A 22933-nucleotide genomic window follows, 5' to 3' on the forward strand; every position below is an offset into this window, starting at 1 on the left:
CAAGAAACCCTGGCTGCCCCGGCGCATCCTCGACAAGCGCTTTCGCGTCGCGACGTTCCGAAAGATCATCGATGTGGCCGAGCCGCGCCTGCAACGGGTGGAGAAGCTTCTGCGCCCACGCCATACGGCCCTGTTCGGCGCGCGTGGTGACCGGTTGATCGGCGTCTTCGCCGTCATTCTCGCGCTATGTGTGATCCTGCCGCTGCCCGGCACCAACTGGGTGCCCTCGATCGCTCTGGTGATCCTCTCCATGGCCATCCTGCAGGAGGACGGGCTGGTGCTTGGCCTCGGCATCCTTGCGGGGCTGGCCGGCATCGCCTACACGGTGATCCTGACCAGCACGCTGATTCATTTCGCGCTGGTGGCCATGAGCCGGGCGGTGGGGTACTGAGCGCCGGGCGGTGGGGTACTGAGCGCCGGGGCGGTCGGTACCGGGGGCTTGCAGCGAGGGCATTGCGGAAAGCCTTGCATCGCAAGGCCATTTCCGTTATCCGTGCGCGATCGCGAGTCCGGATGGTGCCGTAGCGCCCGCCGGGTCACGGTATCCGTCTTCGTTCGTCGTCGACGCGCCGGCCCGCTCCAGCGAGAGCGGCCAGGGTCACGCACACATGCGCGGCCCGCGACGAACGGGGATGGCACGCAACACCAGCCGTCGGCGCAATTGCTCGCGAGAGCATCAGGAGAACGAATGTCAGCTCAAACCCAATACGCGCCCAGCCGCGAAGATTTCGCCGCCCTCCTCGAGGAATCCTTCCGCAGCAACGAAGTCGCCGAAGGCGCCGTCGTCAAGGGTAAGGTCGTCGCCATCGAGAAGGACGTCGCGGTCATCGATATCGGCGCCAAGACCGAAGGCCGTGTGGCCCTTAAGGAATTCAACGGCCCCGGCCGTGACGAACCAATCGAAGTCGGTGCCGAAGTCGAGGTCTATGTCGACCGCATCGAGAATGCCCTCGGCGAAGCCGTCATCTCCCGCGAGAAGGCGCGCCGCGAGGAAAGCTGGATCAAGCTCGAGAAGGCCTTCGAGGCCAATGAGCGGGTCCAGGGCCTGATCTTCAACCAGGTCAAGGGCGGCTACACCGTCGATCTCGACGGCGCCGTGGCCTTCCTGCCGCGCTCGCAGGTCGATATCCGCCCCGTGCGCGACATCACGCCGCTGATGGGTGTGCCGCAGCCCTTCCAGATCCTGAAGATGGACCGTCGCCGCGGCAATATCGTCGTGTCGCGCCGTACCGTGCTCGAGGAGAGCCGCGCCGAACAGCGTTCGGAGCTTGTGGCCAATCTCGAAGAGGGTCAGGTCATCGAGGGTGTGGTCAAGAACATCACCGAATATGGCGCCTTCGTCGATCTCGGTGGCATCGACGGCCTGCTCCACGTCACCGACATGGCCTGGCGCCGCGTCAACCATCCGTCGGAAGTGGTACAGATCGGCCAGAACGTGCAGGTCAAGATCATCAAGATCAACCACGAGACGCACCGCATCTCGCTCGGCATCAAGCAGCTGCTCGCCGATCCGTGGGAGGGCATCGAGGCCCGTTACCCGGTCGATGCGCGCTTCACGGGTCGCGTGACCAACATCACCGATTACGGTGCCTTCGTGGAGCTGGAGCCGGGCATCGAAGGCCTGATCCACGTCTCCGAGATGTCCTGGACGAAGAAGAACGTCCATCCGGGCAAGATCGTCTCCACCTCGCAGGAAGTGGATGTGGTCATTCTTGAGGTCGATCCGGTCAAGCGCCGCATCTCGCTGGGTCTCAAGCAGACCCTGCAGAATCCGTGGGAAGGCTTTGCCGAGAAGCATCCCGTCGGATCCGAAGTCGAGGGCGAGGTCAAGAACAAGACCGAATTCGGTCTGTTCATCGGTCTCGAAGGCGATGTCGACGGCATGGTCCACCTGTCGGATCTCGACTGGAACCGTCCCGGCGAGCAGGTCATCGACGAGTTCAAGAAGGGCGACATGGTTCGCGCCCAGGTGCTCGATGTCGATGTCGACAAGGAGCGCATCTCGCTCGGTATCAAGCAGCTTGCCGGCGACCCCTTCGCCGATGCGGGTGAGATCCGCAAGGGTCAGGTCGTGACCTGCGAGGTCGTGGAAGTGAAGGATGCCGGCATTGACGTGAAGATCGTCGATACTGATCTCGGCGCCTTCATCCGCCGCGCCGAGCTCGCCCGCGACCGCGCCGACCAGCGCCCCGAACGCTTCTCCGCCGGCGACAAGATCGATGCCCGCGTCACCCAGTTCGACCGCAAGGCGCGCCGCGTCACGCTGTCGATCAAGGCGCTCGAAGTGGCCGAGGAGAAGGAGGCGATCGCACAGTTCGGCTCCACCGATTCCGGCGCTTCGCTCGGCGACATCCTCGGTGCTGCGCTGAAGAAGCAGACGCAGTCCGACGAGGAAGAAGAAAACAAGTAAGCCGGCTCACCAGAGCCGCTTTTTGGCCCCCGCGGGTTCATGCCTGCGGGGGCTTTTTCATGCGGCTCACCAGTCAGAGCCGATAGGCCATGCGCAACCCGCCCCAGTGGCGACCGAAGATGCGGATTGGCGCATCGACCTCGCGCATCATCACCACCTTGCCGCCGCCCATGTCGCGGGCATAGGCCTGAACCACGAAATCGCGGGTGGATCGGGCCGCCGTGATGCCGGCGCGATCATCGAAAATCCGCTTGTTGCGGCAATGCGCTGCGTTCCAGACCGGATCATCAGGGCGCTGGGGCTGCGAGAAGGAGCGGTTATGGACCGGGATATAGCCGTTGCGGTCGATGGCGAGGCAGAAGGTCAGGCGCTTGTCCTCGCTCAGCGGGGGCTCGATGATGGCGGGGAGAACGCCCTCGAAAGACTGCGTAAACGCGGTCTCGTATTGCTGCGGATCGGTTGCGGGCAACGGCACATAGCGCGTATCGAAAGCGTCCTCACGGCTCAGGCTGCCGGTGCCGACGAGCCCCTCAATGGCTTGCGCCACCTCTTGCGCGATGGCCTGTGCACGCGCCACGAGGGGACGGTATTCGCCCGCGATCCCGGCGAGCTTCGCTTCGATCGCAGCGCGGATGGCCGGATCCTCATCGTCGAAAGCGCAATGCAGGCCCATCCTGCTGACACCGACGACATGCGCACGGACCGTGCCGATGCCGCCGATCGCAAGGCGGGCCTCACTGCCCGGCACGATGCCGTTACCGGCCCCGCTCGCATCGAGCAGCATGCCGCCGCGCGAGATGTCGATGCTGCGGCTGGTGACGGGATGCCCGTCGATCTGGCCGCTGACCTCGAGTTCGACGGGATAGCGATCATGGCGCCGCCGGTCACCGATCTCGCTCTGGCGGATGACCGCGACGAACCTGTCGGTAAGGGACGACGCCGCCGCTGCGGCCCGCCCCGCATTCTCGCCCGCCACATCCATGCGCGCGAAACAGCTGCCCAGCGCCGCGTCGACATCGCCGGCGCGGGCGCGTACGGCGCTCACGCAGCGCGCGCCCTCGTTGGAGTCGTGCGCCACGGCTGCGAGCGCCGACGACTGTTCTTCGCTGCCTTCGCGTGCGCGCACGACGAGCGGGGCGAGTTCCGTGATCGCCGCGTTGGCGCCGCCCACTGCCGCCATCGTCTCCTGCGCCGTGGCGGCGAGAAGCCCGATGCGTTCGCGAATATCGTCGGCAGAGCGTGAGACTTCCTGCGACAGGGCCTTCACTTCGCCGGCCACGACGGCGAAACCCTTCCCGGCCTCGCCGGCGCGTGCGGCTTCGATCGTGGCGTTGAGCGCCAGCAGATTGGTCTGTTTGGCAACGGCGGCGATGGCGTCGACGACACCGGCAATGGCCGTGCTGGCATCGGACAGGCGACCCAGCAGGCCGTGCGCTTCCGCGACCTGGCGTGTCGCGGCATCGAGACAGGCCGTCGCCTGAAGCATCGCCTCGTCGATCCCGCGCGAGGCCTGTGCAATCGTATCCGTCGCCTGCGAGACGGCATCGCTGCGCGTTCCCGCCTCGGCGGCTGCTTCGTTGAGTTGTCTGTTGGCCCCGCCGATCTCGTCGAGATCGGCGCGTGCCCGCTTCATCTGGGCCCCCGAATCATCGACGGCCGCGACCACGGCGCCGATTGCTGCGCGAATATCGGCCTCGATGACGCCGATCGTTTCCTCGAGATGACGGACATGCCCGGCATCGTTCTCCGGCTGCGCGGAATCGATGCCGCTCGTCGGGTCGACGATGCGCGACTGTTCGATGGCGATATCGTGCGTGGGACTCGTCATAGCTCCTCCATGCAGAAGCGATTCGCTTGCTGGCGGGGAAAGAATATTCCCTATTCTTTATGAAAATCTATACTTTCGTTGAGAATTGATCCGCACCATATATCTTCAAAAAATCAAAAATACGCTGAAAAACGAATTCATAGCTTCAGCTGTCGCCGCGAAATGCCGATTCCAAGGCAGTTTTCTTTCAGTAAGCCGAATTTCATCAAATACACCGAAGGTCTTAAGACGATGGTCTTAGGGCATCATTCCGTCAGGTGGACACCGGCTGACGGGAAGATTGATGCACCAGACAATAACCTGGAGCGCTGGCAGGCCATCACGTCACACCGATATCAGCTTCCCGATGCTGATAACCCTCGCGCTTCACATGCCGGCCCGCCTCGGCGCGATGGGCCGCGCAAGCAGGGCAGGGCCGGTGCGTGAGGCGTTCGCAAGGCCGAGGGCCTGCGTCAGCCACGCGCCGGTCGCGGCCAGTGCCGTGCAATCGATGCCGGTATCAAAGCCGAGCCCTTCCAGCATGAAGACGAGATCTTCGCTGGCCGCGTTGCCCGCCGCCCCCGGTGCGAACGGGCAGCCACCCAGACCCGCCACCGCGCCGTCGACGATGCGCACCCCCTCCTCGATCGCGGTAAGCGTGCTTGCTGCCGCCATGCCATAGGTATCGTGGCAATGCACGGCGATGCGCGCGATCGGGATCTCTTGCTTCAGGGCGCGCAGGAGCCGGCGCATGTCGGCCGGGCTGGTCGAGCCGATCGTGTCGCCCAGCGCGATCTCGTCGACACCGGCTTCAATCAGGGCACACGCGACATGCATCACGGCGCGGGTCGAGACGGGCCCCTCATAGGGGCAATCGCTGATGCAGGAGATGTAGCCGCGGCTGCGCCGCCCGTTTTCGTGGGCGACGCGCAGGACGTCGCGCGCGCGATCGAGGCATTGCACGATGCTGCAGCGCGTATTGCGATGCGCGAAGCTCTCTGTCGCCGCCACGAAGACCGCGATACGATCGATTCGCGTCGCCACCGCGCGTTCGCCGCCGCGCGCATTGGGGGCGAGCACGTCGAGGGTCGCTCCGGGCGGCGGACAGAGCGCCGCGACCAGGGCCTCGGCATCAGCCATTTGCGGCACATGTGCGGGAGAGACGAAGGAAGCGCATTCGAGCCGACGGATACCGGCCGAAAACAGTCTTTCGCATAATTCCTGCTTCAGCGTGGTAGCAACCGGCGCGGCGAGATTTTGCAACCCGTCCCTCGGGCAGACTTCCACGAAAGCGATCGGTTCACCCATCTGCCCCTCCCGAAATACGGGCCTTGCGAAATCCGGATATTGCGAAATCCGGATATTGCAGAATGCGGCGCTCAGGCCCCCTTGCCGCGCAGGCGCGCCAGCTCCGCCTCGGCGCGATCCATGCGCACGCTGCCCGATGCGACAAGCGCCCCGGCCACGGCATCGATCTCCGCGCCCACCGCACCGGCCATCATGGCGAGGTTTTGGGCATGCAGCCCCATATGCCCCTTCTGGATCCCGTCCGTCGCCAATGCCTTGAGCGCGGCAAAGCTCTGGGCCAGGCCGATGGCGCAGAAGATGCGCGCCATCTCCCTCGCGCTCTCCACGCCGAGGATCGCCACGCACAGGCGCGCCACCGGATGCACCCGCGTGGCGCCGCCGACGAGCCCCACGGCGAGCGGCATTTCCAGCGTTCCCACGAGATCACCGGCGGCATTCTCTTCGAAACGGGCGAGCGAAGCGTAGCGCCCGTTGCGAGCGGCATAGGCATGGGCGCCGGCCTCGATGGCGCGGGTATCGTTGCCGGTTGCAAGCACGCAGGCGCCGACGCCGTTCATCACGCCCTTGTTGTGGGTTGCGGCGCGATAGGGATCGGCCTCGGCGAAATGCGAGGCCTGGACGATCCCCGCGACGACATCGGGCCCGCCCAGCGCTTGCGCACGCCATACGGCCCGCGCGCGCGCCAGACGCCGGTCGGCGAGATTGGACAGGATGCGCAGATAGACCCGCCCGCCCGTCCAGCCGGCAATGTGCGGGGCCAGCGTCTCGGCCATGGTGTTGACGGCATTGGCGCCCATCGCATCACGGGTATCGATGATGATATGGCTGATCACCATCGGCCCGCTGCGGCTCTCGATGATGCGTACGTCCAGATCCGTGAAGCCGCCGCCATGGCGCACCAGAACCGGATCGCAGGCATTGCAGATCTCGGCGATGCGCGCCCGGTTTTCCAGGATCGCGAGCCGTGCCCCGAGCGGATCGCTCACGCCCACGAGCTGGATCTGGGCGATCATCAGCGATTGCGTGGCGGAGGTGGTGAAGCCGCCGTCATCGTAATTGAGCCGCGCCGCATTGCACACGGCGGCCACGACCGAGGATTCCTCGGTGGCCATCGGCACCAGACGGTCGATCCCGTCGATGCGCAGATTGGTGGCGATGCCGATCGGAACCGGCATGGCACCCACCGCATTCTCGATCATGCGCTCGGTGAGATCGGCGGGCAGGGCGCCGGTTTCGGCGAGCCGTGCGACGTCGTCATCGCCGAGCCCGGCAAAGGCGGCAAGAGCGGCGCGGCGTTCTGCCATGCTCATGCGGTGAAATCCCGGAATCCGGGCACTGCGCCGCGCATTGGCGGCACCGGCCCCGTGTGGCGCCTCTTCCATGATATCCTCCCATGCCGCCTTGATGGCGATCTCCCGACCGTGATGCGCCGGATTGCCCCTTGATCCTTGCCGATCCGACGGGCGATCACAAGCCGATACCGCATGAACCCGCCGGGCTGTTCTGGAAAGACGGGACGGGGCGTGCCTATATGAGTATATTGCGCTGCGGCAAAATCGCGCCGTGACACGGTTTCAGGCATGCCATCGGGAGGATCACATGAGCGGACGGGCACCATCTCTCGCAGAGGGGCCGCGCGGGCTCATCGGCCCGAAGGCAGAGAAGACGATCAGCCTCGCCCTCCAGGGCGGCGGCTCGCACGGCGCCTTCACCTGGGGCGTGCTCGACGCCATCCTCGAGGACGGGCGCCTCGCCATCGAGGCGATTTCCGGCGCCTCCGCCGGGGCGATGAACGCGATCGCGCTGGCCGATGGCTGGCAGGAAGGCGGCCCGGACGGCGCGCGTGCCGGGCTCGAAGCCTTCTGGCAGCGGGTCAGCCTTGGCGGGCAGCTCTCACCGATGCAGCGTGGCGTCTTCGACGGGATGATGGGCTTCTGGTACGATGAAGACTCCTTCGGACGGATATGGCTCGACACCTTCAAGAAATTCTCCAATCCTTACGATTCCAACCCCCTCGACGCCAATCCCCTGCGCGACGCTCTGGCGGATCTGATCAATTTCGAGAATGTCCGAGCCTGCCCCGAGGTCAAGCTGTGTATCGCCGCGACCAATGTCTGGACCGGCAAGCTCAAGGTCTTCGCCCGCGAGGAACTCACCGTCGATCATTTGCTGGCCTCCGCCTGCCTGCCGCAGGTCTTCAAGGCGGTCGAGATCGACGGGGTGCCCTACTGGGATGGCGGCTATATGGGCAATCCGCCGCTCTATCCGCTGTTCTACGGGGTCGCGGCGGATGACATCCTGCTCGTGCAGATCAACCCGATCGAGCACCGCGAGACGCCGCGCACGGCTCGCGAAATCGCCGACCGCCTCTCGGAGATCACCTTCAATGCGAGCCTCGTGAAGGAATTGCGCGCCATCGAATTCGTCACGCGCCTGATCGACGAAGGCAAGCTTTCGCACGAGGATTACAAGCGCGTCCTGATGCACCGTGTCGAGCCCACGGGCTATCTCGACGATTTCGCCGCTTCCTCGCGCATCCGCCCGGACTGGAGCACGATAAAGACCTTGAAGGATCGTGGCCATGCGGCGGGGCGGGCCTGGCTGCAGCGCCATTACGACGATATCGGCAAGCGCGCCACGCTGGATCTGCGTCCGCAGATCGATTGAGGGCGGACGTCGCCTCAGCGCTGGCCGGGGCGCAGCTGGTAGAAGATGTGCCGACCGATCTTGTCGCGGCGCAGAAGCGCGCGGGCCCAGCGCGGATTGACGTAATCGGCGTGATAATGTGTGGCGAGACCAACGCTCTCGATGAAACTCGTGCCGCTGATGGTTTCCTGCGCAATGCGCTCGGCGCGCCGCCACGGCGCCGGCTCACGAATGCGCAGGGCGCGGCCCTCGCAGGCGAACGTGAACTGGCACGCCAGATGCCGGTGACGGTTCTGGTAGACGACGCCGCAGATCGAATCCGGATAGAGGCTGCTGGCCACGCGGTTCATCACCACCTGCGCCACGGCAGCCTGGCCGAGTTCCGGCTCGCTGCGGGCCTCGAAATAGATCGCCTCCGCGAGGCAGCGCATTTCCGCTTTGCGCTTGCCGGGATCGATCAGGGCGCCGTAATGCGGCTGGTTCGGATAGCGGCGCACGAAGCGCGAGACGCCGGCGGGCAGGGTCACCGGCAGGGCGGTGACCTCGACCGGGTTCCAGCTATGGGTGACCGGCGTCATCGCCGCGAAGGCTTCCACCCGCGCCACGGAAGGGGTGGCCCCGTCACGATCCGGCGTGATGCCCCCGGCCTTGCCGATCCCGGATGATCCCTGTTCGGCGGCTTCGGGGGAGCGCTCCGCTGTGGCGCGATCGGTCGTGGTCGGCTGCGGCGGGCGTTCGAAGCTCTGCTCGAGGCTGAGCTGGTCGGGCAGGGCGCCGCCGCGCTCCAGCGCCGGCAGCATGTCCGTTGCACCCGAAAGGGCGCGCAGATGGGGGTCTTCGTTCCCGAGATCACGCCCCAGCCGGCTCAGGGTCGGGCGCAGCGGCAGATAGGGATCGCCCTTGTTGTCGCGGTTCAGCTCGGGTGTCTCACCCTCGAAGGCACCGTCTTTCGGCTCGAAGCGGGGCGGGCGCACCAGATCCGTGCGCAGGGCGTCATCGGGCAGGCTGAAACGCAGGGAGGCCTTGCGTGCGGCGGGCGCGGCGGTCAGCGCCGTCGACCCGGGCAGGGCGCGCAGATTGGTCACGCGCGGCGGGGTGATCAGCTGGTCACTCGCGGTGATCGTGCCGATGCGACCCGTTGCACGGATGGTATGGCCGATATCGGAGACGTCGTTGCTCGCTACGGCGGTGAAGGAGACGAGCATGCCCCCGCCGAGCGCCCATGGCGCGACGGTGGCGCAGACCCACCGCATTCCGAAGAATTTCCGACGCCGACGCACGCGAACACCCTCGATACTCGTGACACAGGCGACACACCGTGCCGCTTTCCGCGAGGATCGCGAATCAAGGTTCAAAAAGCGTTAAGGCGATGGCGCGGCTTGTCCGCATCGCACGGCCGGATGCGCCGGGCGCAGTTGCGCGGCGCGTGCGCGCATGCTAGCGCGTGCCGGAACAACCCCCAGAAATCGCCACCATTGGGATTGCCCGGATGACCGATCCAAGCCCGCTGCGCATTGCCCCCTCCATCCTCTCCGCCGATTTCGCGCGCCTGGGCGCCGAAGTGGAGAGCGTCGTCGAGGCTGGTGCCGACTGGATCCATATCGATGTGATGGACGGGCATTTCGTGCCCAATCTGACCTTCGGACCGCCGATCATCAAGGCGATCCGCCCGGCCACCACGCAGGTCTTCGACGTGCATCTGATGATCGCGCCGGTCGATCCCTATCTCGCGGCCTTCGCGGATGCGGGTGCGCAGGTGATCACCATTCATGCCGAAGCCGGCCCGCATACCCATCGCAGCCTGCAGGCGATTCGCGCGCTCGGCTGCAAGGCCGGGATCGCCCTCAATCCCGGCACGCCGGCGGAGGCTGTCGCACCGCTTCTTGACATGGTCGATCTGGTCTGCCTGATGACGGTCAATCCCGGTTTCGGCGGCCAGGCCTTCATTGCCTCGGTTGTGCCCAAGATCACGCAGGTGCGCGCCATGATCGGGGATCGTCCGATCGAGATCGAGATCGATGGCGGCGTCACGGCGCAGACGGCTCCGGACGTCGTCGCGGCAGGTGCCAATGTTCTCGTCGCCGGATCCGCCGTGTTCAAGGGCGGGCAGGAGGCCTATGCCGGCAACATCGCCGCCATCCGCGAGGCCGCGCAGAATGCCCGCACATCGGTCGGCTGAGCAGCGATGAGGCGCGGGAGAGGCGGTCTGCGCAATATCGGTGTCGTTCTCGCCGGCACCGCCTGGCGTATCGCCCTGGCCGGCCTCGCCGCTGCGGCGCTGATTTATCTGCGCGTACTGGAGCGCGGCGAGCCGATCAATCCGCGTACGGAGGCGCTGATCGCGCTGTTCGGGGTGGCGGGCGCGCTCGCAGCACTTCTCCTGATGCTCTTGGCGGCCCTTTTCCTGCGCCGCGTCGGGCGTCCGACACGCCTGCTCTGGGGGCTCGTCCTCGCCGCGCCGGTGTTTCTCATCGCGCTCTATGCCGGATTCGCGGTGTTTCACAGCGCCGTGGAACTGGAAGGCCTCATTGCGGATCCGGGTGATGCGCACCACCTGCGCCATCTGATTCACCGCCTGACTTTCGTGGCGGCGGGATATGTCATCGTCTTCGCCCCGGCCTATCTCTGGCCCTGGCCGCTGCCGCTGATCGTGCTCGTTCTCGCCCTGACCCTGCTGCACCGCAGCCGACGCGAAAAGCGGGCTTGACGCGGGACGCGACACAACATACGAAATCGGCATCGGGCGCGTAGCTCAGCGGGAGAGCATTCGCTTCACACGCGAAGGGTCACAGGTTCAATCCCTGTCGCGCCCACCATTTTCCGACAGATTTGCTGCAATTGCGCAAAGGCGTCGCGGCGCCTGTTCCCGGTATGCCTGCGCAATCATGCACCGGTCCCTTCAAGCCCGTCAGAACCCGTCCCGAGACCATGCCGCGTCTTGAGAACAAAGCCCGCGCTGATGCGCTCGCCGGCCTCATCGAACAAACCCGAAACCCGCAGGAAGCCGATCTCTCGCCCCGGTGCAGCGCGCATGGCATCAACCGCCAGACCCACGCCCTCCCGGGTCGCGGCCTCGAAGTCGGGCAGGGGCGACGCGATCGTGACGGCAAGCGCAGGGGGAATCCGGTCCATGAAGGCGGGAATGCTGCAATCATCGCAGGCGAAGAAACGGGGATGCGCTTGCGCGCCGCCGATGCTCTCGGCATACCAGTGACGCAAGGCTGCGCCGATGGCGACATGTGTGCCAAGCAGGATGGCCTCATCGGTATCCGGAACAGGCGTGCCCGGATCCAGCCGTATCGCCACGGTTCGACGCTCACCCCTGCTGATTTCCTCGGACAGGGCCCGGACCAGGCGCCTGGCATAAGCCGTATCATCATGCATGAGGGCGATCCGCCGGCCCATACAGGCCCCGGCGAGGGCGCGGACCTGGGCCTGGTCCGGTGCGCACAGCCGCAGCGCCCCGGTCTGCGCTGCCAGACCGTCACCCGTTGCGGCAGGCAGCAGCAGCGCGATACCGGCTTCGTGGTAGAGCGGCGCGGCGGCGCGGGCGGCATCGCTGTTGAAATGCCCGACGACGACGCGGCAGCCTTCACTGATCAGGGTCCGCGCTGCCTGGCAGGCCGTAGCCGGCGCTGCGGCATCATCAGCAATGACGATGGAAAAATCCAGTCCCGGGGTTGCTGCATTGCGCTCGGCCAATGCGCTGCGTGCGGCGGCCTCCAGCAACGCCCCGTATTCTCGTCGCGGCCCCGAGAAGGGGCCGGCGATGCCGATCTTGCGGTGCTGCATCAGGCAGGCTCCCGATCCGGAGATCGTAATCCGCATGACGTCTCCAGTGCGCGCCGGCACGAAGGGGCATCGATGGCGCAAGGCATTGCGATGAGGGCCGGGTCGAAGCTGTTACCGGCCGGCAGAAATGCGAGCGATTCGCGGACGTGATCAGAGGGGCCCGCGAAAGCCGCACGGATATTCGCAGCCAGGTCGGGCATGATTGGTGCTGCGAGAACACCGAAAGCCTTGAGCCCCAGCGCGCCGAGCGCCGCTGCGGTGCGCGCGTAATCACGCATCGGGCCCTCGGCGCCCAGTTGTTGCTGCGCGGCGCAGAAACGCTGGCTGTCGACAGCGAAATCGCGCAGTAGCCGTGCGGCGGCACGCGGATCGAAACCGTCAGGCGTCAGCAGGTGATCGATATTGCGCGACAGCGCCTGCATGCGTCGCAGATAGGCCTGCTGGTCGGCGAGCCAGGCGCCAGGTTCGGGCGCCTTCGCCTCGTGGGGTGCCAGCAGGGACGTCACACCGTCGCGCCATTGCGGCAGAATCCCGGTGAAGAGATGACCGGCCTGTTCCAGGAAGCGATCGAGATCGAAATCGCTTCGGATATCCTGCGGCCGCGACAGGCACAAACCGAAGCGGACCGCATCGGACGGCACTTCGCGCAGCAGATCCGCAGCCCGGATCAGATGGTTGCGGCTCGTCGAGAATTTCGCGCCCTGGAGGTCAAGCAGCGCGTTCACGATATGCGCGCGCGGCATGGCGAGCCGGGAATCCAGCGCCGCATGAACGGCGGGGAACAGGATTGTATGATACCAGGTGTTATCGAAACCGTAGCAATGGACGACGGCACGCTCGGGAGTATAGGCGCGGCGCGCCGCCACAAGGATTTCATCCGGGGTCGTGGCCTGCGGGTCCATGGCCTTCGCGGCGCCAAAGAGATATCCCGCCGCCATTTCGAACCAGACGTAGACGATCTGATCCGTAAAACCGGGCACCCTCACGGGCAGTCCCCATTCGGAAGGCTGTGTGATCGCGATATCCGGCAGGCCCGCATCGAGGATCGCCTGCGAGCAGGCATAGGCGCGGGCTGGCATGTGCATCTGCTTGATGATTCGTGCGATGTCTCCATGCAGGGCCGAAAGCCTGAAGAAGAGACGCTCGACCTCGGCGACCCGGACCGGTGCCCCGGTGCGATTGTCGCGGGGATTGATCAGGGCAGTGCAGGCGATCGGCATGCCGCAGGCTTCGCAGGCATTGCCGTCGGCCTCCGCGCCACAATGCGGGCAACTCCCCCGTACATAAGCCTCATGCAGAACGTTTCCGTTCGCATCGATGAAAGCCGGCGCACGGCGCGCCGCGATATGGCCGCTTCGCATCAGGCGTGCGATGACGTCGTTGACGAAGGCGGCGTAGGGACCCTCACGATCCGGGGTGATGAAACCGTCGGGTGCGATTCCGGCTGACGCGAGCGTCTTGCCGATCTGCGCGGCATGCGCGTCCGCGACGTCCTGGGGCGCGCTGCCGGAGCGCATCGCTGCAAGCTGGACATAGGTCTGATTGTCGTCGCGTCCGGTGACATGGAAACTTTGCGCGCCGCGTTGCCTGAGGGCTCGGTTGAGAATGTCGCCGGCGAGATAAGGGCCGGAGAGATGCCCCAGATGCAGATCGCCGTTCGGCGTCGGGGGTGTCGAGAAGACCAGGGTGTCGTCAGGCGCCTCTCCTGACGCGGCCTCATCGCCGAAGGCGTCCGTCAGATCGCCCATCCAGTAGATCGAGATCATGCGCAGCGGGCGTGTCGCGTCGTGGTTCTCGATGATGTGATTGACGAAGGGCGCAAAACTGACACCCTGGCCTGCCTTGATCGGCTTGCGGCTGATACCGTCCGTGACGATGCCGTGTCCCTCCAGCACCAGAAAGGCTTCACGCTCGGCATGGTTGTGGATGCGCGAGGCCTGGCCCGGCGCCACTTCGCAGACCATGGCTCCTGCAGGAGCCCCCTCGGGCGCGAAGGGCCGGCAGCGCAGGTCGTAAGCTTCGGCATTGTATTCGTAGAAATCGAAGATATCCATGATCAGATCCTCAGTATCATGACCCGCGTCATGCGCCGCCGCCTCCGGCGTCGCCGCGCTCCCGGATCAGTTCCAGAATGCGTCCGGCAGCCCAGGGGGCCATCTTGATACCGGTGCCGCTGAAGCCGCCGGCAACGATGATGCGGGCCAGATCCGCATCAGTGCCGGCACCGGCATCGAGCGCGTCGACCACGGGCTTTCCCGATTCGTGAAAGCACTCACCATGGCACACGCCGCCGTGAACCACGGCTTGCCTGATCCAGGGAAAACGCGACGCAGCAGCGCTGAGGGTGGCGCCCAGATGCGCGGCATCGAGCGGTGCGGCTCCCGGTACGGCGCCCGCATGCCTGTCGCGGGAGTGACCGATATGAACGCTGCGCCCATCTGCATCCGGCTTGCCGTAGACGTCGTATGCATCATCGGTGAAGCACGGCGCATGGCAGGGTCCGGGCGGCGCAAACAGCGCGACTTCGATGGGCTTCACGTAGAAGGCGTGATCGAATCCGTGCAGATCGAGAAAACCCGGCAGGCCGTCGCCGAGCGCGAGCACCACGTGACGGGCGCACATCTCTCCCAATGTCGTGGAGAGTGTGACCCTACCGGCTACCGGACTGATCCCGTCGACGCGGATTCCTTCGAGCAGGGCCCCGCCGAGGCGCACGAAAGCCTGCCCGTAAGCCAGGCACACGAGGCGCGGATCGGCCCAGCCGGCTGCGGGCTCGAGCCATGCGCCGGGGCCTTGCGCCGCGAAACCGGGATAAATCCGCTCCAGAGCCGCGTGATCCTGCCAGATGACGGCCCCCTCGGCTGTCAGCCGCGCGATTCCCGGTGAGAGCCGGCGATTGCCGTTCAGGCCTGACCGCCCCGCGATCGCGGTCTGCGAATCGGCGGTGGCGCCCTCGGGAAAACGGACATAGCCCGTCTCATGAAAGGGCACGTCGACGCCGATTGCGCGCCGAAGGTCGCGCAGGATGTGCAGGCCGGCTGCGGCGCGATCGACATCATCACGATCATCATGCAGACGGCGCACGATGCCACCGGCCCAGCCGGATGCACCAGCGCCGATCCGGCGCGCCTCGAGGAGGCCGACATTCAGGCCGGCCCTCTGCAAGGTGAAGGCGCTGACGAGACCGATCACGCCGCCGCCGATGACGAGAATGTCAGGTGCCGGTTTCGGCATAGTCGCTGTTCCCGGTATCCGCAGCCCGTCTCAGGAAGCTGTCGCGGATTTCGCCGGCTCTCACGGCGAGATTGGACAGCAGTGTTGCGGAGAGGCCGTGTGTCTGCTCACAATCACCCTGCAGATAGATGGCAGCGCGCAGCCGGGGATCGGTTCTGACGCGATAGTCACGCAGGAGGGCGGGCTTCCCGCCGGCATCGACATGCACGAGCGCGCGCAATGCATCGCTGAACAGGTTCTGAGGCGCCACGGGTTCGTAGCCGGTCCCGCAGATCAGATGATCGACCCCGAGCCGGCGGATATTGCCGCCGACGCAATCCTCGATGTGCAGTTCGAGACCGGATTGCTGCGGCGCGGCGCTGACGAGGCGCGACAGTCGCGCGAGATGCAAGCGGCGTCGGCCCTCGACCTGCTCTCGGTAGGTCCGCTCATACAGCGCCGCGATGATCTCCGGATCGGCAACGCCGTAATTGGTATTGGCATGCCGCTCCCGCACAGCGGCGCGCATGTCCGGGGACATGGCGTAGAACGCATCGACGTTGCCGGGGGCGAACACCTCGTTCACGAATGGTGTGTCGTCGGCGGGCAGAAAGCCGAAAGCCGTCATCACGGCATGCACTTCGGCAGTCGGATCCCGGTCCAGCAGATGCATCACGGCCTCCGCCGCGCTCTGCCCGCCACCGATGACGGCAAAACGTGCCCCGGGAGCCGGTTGCGCGGCTTCGAGATAGGGCAGCAGATTCGCGGTATGGCAGATGCGCGAGTCATTGGGGATTCCGTTCGGCATCCTCGGCGCAATGCCGAGCGCGAGCGACACGGCGCGCGTACGGACCTGCCTGACGAATCCCCCGTGGCGCAACCGCACCACCAATTCCGTGACGGGCCTGCCCGGCAGGGCATCCGGTGCGACGTCGATTCCGACGACCGTGTTGCTGTATGCGATCTGATCGGCAACCTGCTGGGCGCACCACTCCAAATAGTCGTGAAACTCGCGCCGAGTGGGATGAAACGCCCGCAGATTGACGAAGGCGTCGAGTCTCCCACGCGCTTGGAGATAGCACAGGAAACTGTAAGGGCTGGTCGGGTCGCGTTGCGTGACGAGATCCTTGAGAAAGGGGATCTGCATCGTGGCATCCGCGAGTAGCATGCCCCGATGCCACCCGAAGCAGGGTTTGCGCTCCAGAATGCGGAAATCGGCATTGCTTTCGCGCAGGGCGAGTGCCAGTGCGAGATTCGCGGGACCGAGGCCAACGCCGATCAGGTCGTGTATGGGTGACGGTTGCGGCACTGCTTCGCTCCTGGATGCGTTAACCGAGTCGCGCGCCGGGCATATTGCGCTCACACACTCTTCGGTTGTTATCTAGCCATTTGAAACTGGTTTTGCAAACTAAAAATGCAAAATTTATTCTTGACAACTTATACGTGTTTTTTTAGCCTTTTCGAACATCGCGGCTCAGCGAAGCGCCTGATCACCGGGTAGCCCTTCATGCGGCCGGTCCGGTGCTTCGCCCTGTTCAAGCCCGGGCGCCAGTCAGGGAGACATTGAAACAATGATCACGGATTCAGGAGCGGATAGCGGTTCCGCTGCCGATGGTGTCCGGTCGCAGCCGACCGGGATTGTACCGCGCGGCGTCATGCCGGTCGTCATCATGCCTTACGATCACAATGGCGACGTTCACGAGCATGACTTCAGGCGCCAGGTTCATCACATGCTGAATGTCGGGTGCGACGGCGTGGTGGTCGGCCAGGTTTCGGAAGTATCGCGGCTGACCGCCCGGGAGCGTTTCCGCGTCGCGGAGTTGCTCGCAGAGGCCTGTGGTTCAAAGGGATGCGCGGTGATGAGTACCGGTGGCGAGAGCATCCGCATGGCGTGCGAATTCTCGCGTCAGGCCGAGGCGGCGGGATGCGATGCGCTTCTGGTGATGCATCCGGCGATGGCGGCACTCGATGACGAGGAGATGTTCCGTTACTTCGCGGCAGTCACTGAAAGCGTATCCGTTCCCATCCTGGTCCACCACGCGAAATCGCTGGCCAAACGGCCCCTGTCGATCGCCGTCCAGGGCCGCCTTCTGGACGCTTACGGCCCCGCGAAGATCCAGTTCAAGCCGGAGGCACAGCCATCGCCGCCAAGGCTGTCGCAATTGCGCGATGCGACCGATGGGCGGGCGCGGATCTTCGAGGGTGATGGCGGCATGATGCTGGCCGACACGTTCCGACGCGGACTTGCAGGCGTCATTCCCGCCACGGAAATCGCGGAGATCACTGTAACGATCTGGCGCCTCCTGGAATCCGGCCGGGAAGAACGGGCAAGACCGCTCGCATATCAGCTCTCATATCTGATGTGCCATATGATGAACAGCATCGATTGCTATCTCGGCATATCGAAGCACCTCTTGCATCGCCGGAATCTGATCGAGACGACATTGATTCGTCCGCCGTTGGATTTTCACGTCGACACGGAAACGTTGGCCGAGATCGAGCATGTTTATGACGATCTCATGGAGCGTGCCCGTAAAGCCCTCGCACCCGGAGAAGCAGCATGATGCGGATCGCCTTCGCAATCGAGATTGTATCACCAGAAGCACTGGCGCGTTATCGCGAGGCACATGCCGCCGTCCCCTCGGAGATCGCAGGACCGGACGGCGCGCTCGCGGTGATCGGGCTTCGCGCCATGTCGATCCACCTGTTGCCTCCGAACACGTTGTTCATGCAGGTGGAGGCTGAGCCCGGTTTCGATCCCGAGCGTGACTTCACGCGCGCGGTGGCACTGCACCCGGTCGTGCAGCAATGGGACGATCTGATGCACGGCGAACTGCTGCGCAGGCTGCCGGGGAACGATACGCCACTCAACTGGTACCGGCTCGAAACCATCTTCGACTGGACCCGGGACGCGCAGTCTGCGCTGCCCGGCGCGCCGGGCAATACGCCCTCCGGTCAGAACGCGGCGTAGTGACCATGGCGATTCTGCTCGACTGCACGTTTCGCGATGGCGGCTACCAGACGGGCTGGCATTTCGACGATGCTTTTCTCGCTGCATATCTCGCGGTGACCCGATCACTCGATCTCGGCATTATCGAGATCGGTTACATGCGCTCCACACCGTCGCAACCTCCCGGCGCCGGCGATTTCGCCGGATTGCCGGAATCACTCACGCCGCAGCAATCGGCGCTCCTGCGCCGTGTCGAGCGCCCGCGGCTCGCCATCATGGTCGATGCGGCGGATCTTCCCGATACCGGAACCTCTGTGCATGCCGCCACGATCATGCAGCGCATCGTATCATCAGGGATTCCGATTTCCGTGATTCGAATCGCGACCCGGATGCCGCACCTCGCGCGTGCGGTCGCCTATGCCCGCGCGTTTGCCGAGCATGGCGTCGGCATCATCGTCAATCTGATGCAGGCTGCTGATCTCTCGGCACAGGATCTGGGCCGGAAGTTGCCGACCGTGATCGGTGATACGCCGCTCGCCGCATTCTACGTCGCCGACAGTTTCGGCCGCATGACGCCTGCGGATGTCGCGCATCTTGTAGGGACGCTGGCGCAGGTTCTGCCGGTACCGCTGGGCTTCCATGCGCATGACAATTGCGGGTTGGCCGTAGCCAATGCAACCGCCGCATCCGCCGCAGGCGCCCGGTATCTCGATGCGACGATGGGCGGGCTCGGGCGTGGCGCGGGCAATGCCCAGATGGAGAGCCTGCGTCTGGTGACCGGGAGCCCCCCGGCCGAGGCCGCCCTTGTCGGGCTCGAGCTTTTCCTCGCCGAGCAGATCGAGCCCCTGCATGCACGTGCCAATTGGGGCGCATCCGCACTCTACCGCCGTCAGGCGCGCACCGGTCTGCACCCGACCTATGCGCAGCGCATTGCGGAAGATGCGCAGCTCGACGAAGCTGCGCGGCTCGCCCTGCTCGCCCGATTGGCGAAGACCGGACAGCCCGGGCGTTTCGACGCGGACGCGCTCGCCGAGGCGAGACGGGCAATCTCCGGAGAAGCCGCATGACTGACGCGGCCCCCGCCGAAACTGCCGCGGATCGGGCGACCGGCCTTTCTCTGGCGGAGCGGGTCTGCCGGGCGCGCGTCGCATTCTTCGATTGTGATGGTGTCCTGCTCGATTCGAACCGGATCAAGACCGAGGCCGTCGCCCATACGCTGCGGGACTTTCCCCGTGAGGGCGTGGCTCTTTGCCTGCAGGCTTTCGAGCGCGCGTTCGGACGCGGCAGGCGCGAGCATTTCGAGGTCTTTCACGCCATCCTGGCGGGTTTGCCGGGCGCCGAGGTGGGAGACCGCGACGCGTTCGTGGGAGAGCGAACCGCCCGTTATGCCGAGCGCCTCGCCCGTACCTATCCGCAGGCGCGTGCCGCGCCCGGTGCCGACGCGCTGCTCACCCTTCTCGGCGATGCCGGGATTCCGGCGCATGTGGTGACGGGCGGGGTGGCGAGCGAAGCAGAACAGGCCCTCGTCAATGCGGGTCTGCGTTCCAGGCTCGGCGAGATTCACGGCACGCCGATAGCCAAAGCCGCCGCGATGGGGGGCATCCTTGCGCGACACGGTCTCGCCGCAGAGTCAGCGATCATGTTCGGTGATGCCCGCGCTGATCATGACGCGGCCGTCGCGTTAGGTTGCCCCTTCGTCTTCGTCTCCGGCCTCGCTCTCGTGGATGTTGCGGCGCTGATGGATGGCGAAGACGACAAGAAACCGGAATGCATGACAATTGACAACCTGTTTCCACATTCTATGATTATTTTAATATAGTTTTTATTATTAAAAATTGCTCTCGGCATAGGCCAGAACAACCTTGGGAGACCAGATTTGCACAACCAGAGCCTTGCTGGGCGTGACTTCAAAAAAATCGCGATAACCGGTGTCTCACAGGGACTCGGTCGAGCGCTCGCGAAAGCTTTCATGGCGCAAGGCGTGACCGTTTTCGGCGGCGTGCGTAAATTGCCGGCAGCGGCACACGCGGACGGTAGCTGGGGCGCACCCCACCGCATCATGGAAGCGAACGTCACCGACGAAGCCGCGCTCGGCGCATTCGCGCATGAAGCCTGCGCGCAGGCAGTCCCCGATATCGTGATCGCCAATGCAGGGATCATCAATGAACGCGCAGCAGCCTGGACGATACCCGTCGATACGTGGCGCGACGTGCTGGATGTGAACACGCTGGGCATCGTACGCACCTTGCGGGCCTTCATGCCTGCATTCCTCGCGCGCGGGAGCGGCCTCTTCATCGCCATCAGTTCCGGCTGGGGGCGGGAGGCAACGCGTGGGCTGGGACCCTATTGTGCGAGCAAGTTCGCCGTGGAGGGGCTGGTCGGTTCACTGCAGACGGAACTCCCGGGGCAGATTCGCGCCGTCGCGCTGGATCCGGGGGGCGGGATCAATACGGGAATGCTGGCGGCCTGTCTTCCGGGCGAAAACGCAGACTACCCGACACCTGAAGCGTGGGGTGCGCATGCCGCCCGCTTCATCACCGAGGGCATTTTTGCCACCGGGGCAGCGGGATCCCTGACGGTGCCACCGGTCCCTGCGGGGCATGGAGGGAAGAATGGCTGATCCGAAACGAAACCCGGGCGATTCGCCTGCGGCATTCACTGGCAAGCGTGTCCTGATCACGGGAGCCGGGCGCGATTTCGGGCGCAGTCTTGCCCTGCTTTTCGCGATGGAGGGGGCCGAGCTCGTCATTTCGGGGCGGGACCGTGCGGCCCTCGACGCTGTCGCGGCGGAGATTACGCAGCGCGGCGGCACGGCGCATGTCCATGTTTGTGATCTCGCGGATCCCCGATCGGTCGCGGACTTCGCTGCCGAAGTGACGCGCTATGCCGGCTGGCTCGACATTCTGGTTCTGAACGCGGCCCGCTGGTTGGAGGAAGAACCCGGAGTGCCGATGACCGACGCGGATATCGTCGAGACGATCGCCTCCGGGCTCACCGGCTCGATCCTGCTGACGCATCATCTTCTGCCCACATTGCGCGCCCATGGCTCAGCGGACATCCTGGCAATGGTCTCGGTCTGTGGCGAGCCGGGCTACCAGCGCTCAAGCGCCCATCCCGCATTCTACGCCGCCAAACACGGCCTGGCCGGTTTCTGCGACATTCTCGGCGCACGCCATGCAGCCGAGGGGCTGCGTGTGACGGGTCTGTTTCCGCCTGATTTCGAGAATGTCGACCCGCTTTCGCCAGCCTGGGATGCGCCACGTCCGCGCGGTGCGATTCTCGGTGCCCCGGCGGTCTGGAACGCTGTTCGCTTCGCGCTGACGCAGCCGCGTGACGGCGGGGTGCGCCGCATCCACTTTGACGGCCTGACCCGTGTGGAGGCGGGCCTGTGAGCACGGTGTCACGACGCCATGACGACATACACGCGCCGCCGCCCGCAGATGACGGAACCGCCGGACAATCGCATCGCGACCGGGCCACCGAAACGGGTCTCACCGGCTATCCGTGCGGCGAGGATGTCTTTCTGATTGCGGAAACCGATGCCGATGTGCCCCGCGCCGCGATCGCGAACCGCCGGGCGGGATTCTATCGCGATACCTGCGATCCTGCCCTGATCTGCAACAAATCGCATCAGCACACCGTGATTCGGGCGACCGATCCGCCCTTGGCTTTCGAGGGCTGGCATGTTGACGATGTGGCTGATTTCGCGACTGATCCGGCCAGCCCTCTGGTCGTGCGCCCGGTCTACTCGTTTTCCTCGAAAGGATCGGCGCTGATCATCGATCACGACCGGATCCCCGACAGCGAAGACCTGCAGCAACTGCGCGCGTCGGTGGGGGGGTATCAGATCCACCGTCATCTGCCCGGACGACCGATCTTCGTCAACGGCGTGATGTCCGGTGGTGTCTTCAGTCTGGCGGATTGCTGGCGTTGTCTGGTCATGCCGCGCGGCTGCCGCGACATTCTGGTGAGTGTGGTCAACCTGCCGAGGGCGCGCTTGCCGGACGCGCTGACCGAACGCCTTGCGCGCCTTGCAGCAGCCTTCGGCATCGACGCGGGTCCGCTGCATTTCGAGCTCGTTGAAACCGGGTACGGGCTGAAATGCGTCAAATGTGCGCCCCGCCTCGCGACGGAGCCACTGCCGGGATTGTGCCGCCTCGCCGGAATCGGGGGGCAGACGGCCTTGTTCGAAGCCGGGTTGGCCTGCGCTTTCCGGGATCCGCTGCCCGATGCGGCGGAGCCTGACGTCTTCGTTGCCGATTACTCCTTCGTCGCCGACCGGCATGGCCTGCTGCGCGCCATGACCGGCGGGGATGCGATCGACGCTCTCGCCAGTTTCAACCATATAGCGCTCGCTCCACCGATTGGCCGGACGATCAAGGCGACCTGCGACGGTTACAGTTACGGCGCGACCTTCTTTCTCAAGCATCACGACGAAACGGTGATCGACGCCGATATCGCCGTTCTCGACACCATGAACCGCGCCGGGCCGTTCCGGATAGCCGCGCCCGGAGACGAGATATGATCAAGGGGCAATCGTGATGTCCGATCGCCGGGCCGATACCGGGCCGCTCATCGCCATCGTCAACGCCTATTCATCGGCAAACCGGCTCGCGCCGGCCTTGCTGGCGCACGGCGCGCGTTGCGTTCATGTCCGCAGCCGGGAGCAATTGCTCGACCTTCACGAAGCCAGTTTCCGCCCCGATGATTTCGAAGCAGATTACACCTTCACGGGCGACCTTGAGGGCCTTGCTACACAATTGCGGGCGCATGGCGTCTCTCAGGTCATCGCCGGTTCGGAATACGG

The 22933-nt window shown here is 65.1% G+C and carries 21 protein-coding genes and 1 tRNA gene; 14 read left to right on the forward strand and 8 right to left on the reverse strand.

The genetic code is table 11. The features are described from left to right. Both VKP01_RS13685 and rpsA read left to right on the forward strand, forming a co-directional pair. A partial coding sequence (locus VKP01_RS13685) for an exopolysaccharide biosynthesis protein (protein WP_324413196.1) occupies window positions 1-391 on the forward strand: 391 nt, incomplete at its 5' end. A gap of 297 nt (window positions 392-688) precedes the next feature. Further along, window positions 689-2410, forward strand: coding sequence for a 30S ribosomal protein S1 (rpsA, locus tag VKP01_RS13690; RefSeq protein WP_324413198.1), 1722 nt, complete (start codon window positions 689-691; stop codon window positions 2408-2410). A 73-nt stretch (window positions 2411-2483) separates the two neighbouring features. On the opposite strand, the gene VKP01_RS13695 is transcribed toward rpsA, so the two are convergent. From VKP01_RS13695 to VKP01_RS13705, 3 genes are all read right to left on the reverse strand, one after another. Next, on the reverse strand, window positions 2484-4238 hold the full coding sequence (locus VKP01_RS13695; RefSeq protein WP_324413200.1) for a methyl-accepting chemotaxis protein: 1755 nt from the start codon (window positions 4236-4238) through the stop codon (window positions 2484-2486). A 366-nt stretch (window positions 4239-4604) separates the two neighbouring features. Continuing rightward, window positions 4605-5525, reverse strand: coding sequence for a hydroxymethylglutaryl-CoA lyase (locus tag VKP01_RS13700; RefSeq protein WP_324413201.1), 921 nt, complete (start codon window positions 5523-5525; stop codon window positions 4605-4607). A 71-nt stretch (window positions 5526-5596) separates the two neighbouring features. After that, window positions 5597-6907, reverse strand: a complete 1311-nt coding sequence (locus VKP01_RS13705) for a hydroxymethylglutaryl-CoA reductase, degradative (RefSeq protein WP_324413203.1) — start codon at window positions 6905-6907, stop codon at window positions 5597-5599. 217 nt (window positions 6908-7124) lie between these two features. Between VKP01_RS13705 and VKP01_RS13710 the strand changes: the two genes are divergently transcribed. Continuing rightward, on the forward strand, window positions 7125-8192 hold the full coding sequence (locus VKP01_RS13710) for a patatin-like phospholipase family protein (RefSeq protein WP_324413205.1): 1068 nt from the start codon (window positions 7125-7127) through the stop codon (window positions 8190-8192). A gap of 14 nt (window positions 8193-8206) precedes the next feature. Here the strand turns inward: VKP01_RS13710 and VKP01_RS13715 are convergent, their stop codons facing one another. After that, window positions 8207-9424 (reverse strand): cell wall hydrolase, encoded by a 1218-nt coding sequence (locus tag VKP01_RS13715; RefSeq protein ID WP_324413207.1) that lies wholly within the window; start codon window positions 9422-9424, stop codon window positions 8207-8209. Window positions 9425-9660: 236 nt separating this feature from the next. Between VKP01_RS13715 and rpe the strand changes: the two genes are divergently transcribed. The 3 genes from rpe (at window position 9661) to VKP01_RS13730 (ending at window position 10987) form a co-directional block, all read left to right on the forward strand. After that, complete coding sequence (gene rpe, locus VKP01_RS13720) at window positions 9661-10350, forward strand: ribulose-phosphate 3-epimerase (RefSeq protein WP_324413209.1); 690 nt, start codon at window positions 9661-9663, stop codon at window positions 10348-10350. 6 nt (window positions 10351-10356) lie between these two features. Then, a complete protein-coding gene (locus VKP01_RS13725; RefSeq protein ID WP_324413211.1) occupies window positions 10357-10878 on the forward strand; it encodes a hypothetical protein in 522 nt (173 codons plus the stop codon). A 34-nt stretch (window positions 10879-10912) separates the two neighbouring features. Further along, window positions 10913-10987, forward strand: a tRNA-Val gene (locus VKP01_RS13730). Window positions 10988-11054: 67 nt separating this feature from the next. Here VKP01_RS13730 and VKP01_RS13735 read toward each other — a convergent pair. Genes VKP01_RS13735 through VKP01_RS13750 form a run of 4 tightly spaced genes read right to left on the reverse strand, consistent with a single transcriptional unit; the run spans window position 11055 to window position 16485 of the window. Next, a complete protein-coding gene (locus VKP01_RS13735; RefSeq protein ID WP_324413213.1) occupies window positions 11055-11999 on the reverse strand; it encodes an ABC transporter substrate-binding protein in 945 nt (314 codons plus the stop codon). Further along, on the reverse strand, window positions 11963-14017 hold the full coding sequence (locus VKP01_RS13740; protein WP_324413215.1) for a class I tRNA ligase family protein: 2055 nt from the start codon (window positions 14015-14017) through the stop codon (window positions 11963-11965). Before VKP01_RS13740 ends, VKP01_RS13735 begins: the two co-directional genes overlap by 37 nt. A gap of 28 nt (window positions 14018-14045) precedes the next feature. Beyond that, a complete protein-coding gene (locus tag VKP01_RS13745) occupies window positions 14046-15197 on the reverse strand; it encodes an FAD-binding oxidoreductase (RefSeq protein ID WP_324413217.1) in 1152 nt (383 codons plus the stop codon). Next, window positions 15178-16485 carry a lysine N(6)-hydroxylase/L-ornithine N(5)-oxygenase family protein gene (locus VKP01_RS13750; RefSeq protein WP_324413219.1) on the reverse strand — a complete coding sequence of 436 codons (1308 nt, stop codon included), beginning with the start codon at window positions 16483-16485 and terminating at the stop codon, window positions 15178-15180. The genes VKP01_RS13745 and VKP01_RS13750 overlap by 20 nt, the downstream gene beginning before the upstream one ends. 262 nt (window positions 16486-16747) lie before the next feature. Here VKP01_RS13750 and VKP01_RS13755 point away from each other — a divergent pair, with 262 nt between their 5' ends. The 8 genes from VKP01_RS13755 to VKP01_RS13790 form a co-directional block, all read left to right on the forward strand. Then, a complete protein-coding gene (locus VKP01_RS13755) occupies window positions 16748-17740 on the forward strand; it encodes a dihydrodipicolinate synthase family protein (protein WP_324413221.1) in 993 nt (330 codons plus the stop codon). After that, on the forward strand, window positions 17737-18147 hold the full coding sequence (locus tag VKP01_RS13760; protein ID WP_324413223.1) for an L-rhamnose mutarotase: 411 nt from the start codon (window positions 17737-17739) through the stop codon (window positions 18145-18147). The genes VKP01_RS13755 and VKP01_RS13760 overlap by 4 nt, the downstream gene beginning before the upstream one ends. A 5-nt stretch (window positions 18148-18152) precedes the next feature. Beyond that, window positions 18153-19193, forward strand: coding sequence for a hypothetical protein (locus VKP01_RS13765; RefSeq protein ID WP_324413225.1), 1041 nt, complete (start codon window positions 18153-18155; stop codon window positions 19191-19193). Next, a complete protein-coding gene (locus VKP01_RS13770) occupies window positions 19190-19945 on the forward strand; it encodes an HAD family hydrolase (protein ID WP_324413227.1) in 756 nt (251 codons plus the stop codon). Before VKP01_RS13765 ends, VKP01_RS13770 begins: the two co-directional genes overlap by 4 nt. A gap of 57 nt (window positions 19946-20002) precedes the next feature. After that, window positions 20003-20746: an SDR family oxidoreductase gene (locus VKP01_RS13775; RefSeq protein ID WP_324413229.1), complete on the forward strand. Its 744-nt coding sequence runs from the start codon at window positions 20003-20005 to the stop codon at window positions 20744-20746. Then, the gene (locus VKP01_RS13780) at window positions 20739-21518 is read left to right on the forward strand and encodes an SDR family oxidoreductase (protein WP_324413230.1); all 780 of its coding nucleotides are present in this window, start codon (window positions 20739-20741) and stop codon (window positions 21516-21518) included. Before VKP01_RS13775 ends, VKP01_RS13780 begins: the two co-directional genes overlap by 8 nt. Then, entirely contained in the window at window positions 21515-22651 is a 1137-nt protein-coding gene (locus tag VKP01_RS13785; RefSeq protein ID WP_324413232.1) for a hypothetical protein, read from the forward strand. The genes VKP01_RS13780 and VKP01_RS13785 overlap by 4 nt, the downstream gene beginning before the upstream one ends. Window positions 22652-22667: 16 nt before the next feature. Continuing rightward, window positions 22668-22933 (forward strand): hypothetical protein (locus VKP01_RS13790; protein WP_324413234.1); only part of this gene is annotated, 266 nt, incomplete at its 3' end.

This window comes from Saliniramus sp. (genome assembly GCF_035311605.1).
Taxonomy (GTDB): domain Bacteria; phylum Pseudomonadota; class Alphaproteobacteria; order Rhizobiales; family Beijerinckiaceae; genus Saliniramus.

Excerpts from the sequence above, each read along its gene's own strand:
- rpsA (WP_324413198.1), top strand. The coding sequence starts at position 689 with ATGTCAGCTCAAACCCAATACGCGCCCAGCCGCGAAGATTTCGCCGCC.
- VKP01_RS13695 (WP_324413200.1), bottom strand. The coding sequence starts at position 4,238 with ATGACGAGTCCCACGCACGATATCGCCATCGAACAGTCGCGCATCGTC.
- VKP01_RS13700 (WP_324413201.1), bottom strand. The coding sequence starts at position 5,525 with ATGGGTGAACCGATCGCTTTCGTGGAAGTCTGCCCGAGGGACGGGTTG.
- VKP01_RS13705 (WP_324413203.1), bottom strand. The coding sequence starts at position 6,907 with ATGGAAGAGGCGCCACACGGGGCCGGTGCCGCCAATGCGCGGCGCAGT.
- VKP01_RS13710 (WP_324413205.1), top strand. The coding sequence starts at position 7,125 with ATGAGCGGACGGGCACCATCTCTCGCAGAGGGGCCGCGCGGGCTCATC.
- VKP01_RS13715 (WP_324413207.1), bottom strand. The coding sequence starts at position 9,424 with ATGCGGTGGGTCTGCGCCACCGTCGCGCCATGGGCGCTCGGCGGGGGC.
- rpe (WP_324413209.1), top strand. The coding sequence starts at position 9,661 with ATGACCGATCCAAGCCCGCTGCGCATTGCCCCCTCCATCCTCTCCGCC.
- VKP01_RS13725 (WP_324413211.1), top strand. The coding sequence starts at position 10,357 with ATGAGGCGCGGGAGAGGCGGTCTGCGCAATATCGGTGTCGTTCTCGCC.
- VKP01_RS13735 (WP_324413213.1), bottom strand. The coding sequence starts at position 11,999 with ATGCGGATTACGATCTCCGGATCGGGAGCCTGCCTGATGCAGCACCGC.
- VKP01_RS13740 (WP_324413215.1), bottom strand. The coding sequence starts at position 14,017 with ATGGATATCTTCGATTTCTACGAATACAATGCCGAAGCTTACGACCTG.
- VKP01_RS13745 (WP_324413217.1), bottom strand. The coding sequence starts at position 15,197 with ATGCCGAAACCGGCACCTGACATTCTCGTCATCGGCGGCGGCGTGATC.
- VKP01_RS13755 (WP_324413221.1), top strand. The coding sequence starts at position 16,748 with ATGATCACGGATTCAGGAGCGGATAGCGGTTCCGCTGCCGATGGTGTC.
- VKP01_RS13760 (WP_324413223.1), top strand. The coding sequence starts at position 17,737 with ATGATGCGGATCGCCTTCGCAATCGAGATTGTATCACCAGAAGCACTG.
- VKP01_RS13765 (WP_324413225.1), top strand. The coding sequence starts at position 18,153 with ATGGCGATTCTGCTCGACTGCACGTTTCGCGATGGCGGCTACCAGACG.
- VKP01_RS13770 (WP_324413227.1), top strand. The coding sequence starts at position 19,190 with ATGACTGACGCGGCCCCCGCCGAAACTGCCGCGGATCGGGCGACCGGC.
- VKP01_RS13780 (WP_324413230.1), top strand. The coding sequence starts at position 20,739 with ATGGCTGATCCGAAACGAAACCCGGGCGATTCGCCTGCGGCATTCACT.